Source organism: Gelidibacter japonicus (assembly GCF_010725055.1).
GTDB classification, from domain to species: Bacteria; Bacteroidota; Bacteroidia; order Flavobacteriales; family Flavobacteriaceae; genus Gelidibacter; species Gelidibacter japonicus.
This window is the reverse complement of record NZ_BJKB01000056.1, coordinates 1-1,012: the sequence shown is the minus strand read 5'-3', so window position 1 is coordinate 1,012 and position 1,012 is coordinate 1. Positions and strand designations below refer to the sequence as shown.

Here is a 1,012-nt window from a genome sequence, read left to right as displayed (position 1 = left end):
AACCTGAGTTCGATTGATAATATTTGATTTTTTTGTATAAAAAAAGATAGATTTTTAGTAAATTAAAGTGTTGAAATTTAATTCGTTAATCTAAAAACCTATCCATGATAATCTACTCTAAAGTTACTGAAATTTTTTGTATCGTCGATGAATTTTGCAGGGAATATTCCGAAGTGATCGATAGATCCCTAATCGGCAACAAGCCCAAACGCCCTCCCGTTATGTCCCAGAGCGAGATAATAACGATAGCGGTTGTTTTCCAGTTGAGCGGTTTCAGGTGTTTCAAGCACTTTTATCTTTTCTACGTGAAGACCCATATGAAAGATGATTTTCCCGACACGGTCTCCTACAATAGGTTTACTGAGCTTATGCAACAGAACTTGATGGCCATGACCCTGTTCCTTAAGTCCTGTTGCTTGGGCGAATGCTCGGGCATCTCCTTTATCGACTCGACCCCGGTAAGGGTGTGCAAGAACAAGCGCATCCCCAACCATAGGGTCTTCAAGGGCATCGCCACTACGGGGCGTTCCACCATGGGCTGGTTCCACGGTTTCAAGCTGCACATCATCATAAACGATCGCGGGGAAATACTGAACTTTACCATAACCCAGGCGAACGTGGACGACAGGGAACCGCTCAAAAATGAACGTTTTCTGGACAAGATCTATGGAAAGCTCTTCGCCGACAAGGGCTACATTGGAAAGAGCCTGATGGAAATGCTATTCATCGATGGCGTACAGCTGATCACATCCATCAGGAACAACATGAAGAACTCGCTGATGACAATGTCGGACAAGATATTGCTGAGAAAACGATCGGTCATAGAAACGGTCAACGACGAACTAAAGAACATCTGCCAAATTGAGCACTCGAGGCACAGGAGCTTCGGGAACTTTTTGGTAAATATCATCACAGGACTGATTGCCTATAGTTTCTTGCCAAAAAAGCCAAGTATTAAATATCATACCGTAAAAACAGATCAACTCGTGCTTTTTTAATCGAACTCAGGTTA

General features: G+C 42.8%; 1 protein-coding gene. It reads left to right on the top strand.

What is annotated here, in order from left to right; translation table 11 throughout:
• Nucleotides 1-104: 104 nt before the first annotated feature.
• Entirely contained in the window at nucleotides 105-998 is an 894-nt protein-coding gene (locus tag G6N06_RS19630) for an IS982 family transposase (protein WP_163518395.1), read from the top strand.
• Nucleotides 999-1,012 lie beyond the last annotated feature (14 nt).

Bases quoted from the DNA above. Each gene is read 5' to 3' on its own strand.
- G6N06_RS19630 (WP_163518395.1), top strand. From the start codon at position 105: ATGATAATCTACTCTAAAGTTACTGAAATTTTTTGTATCGTCGATGAA.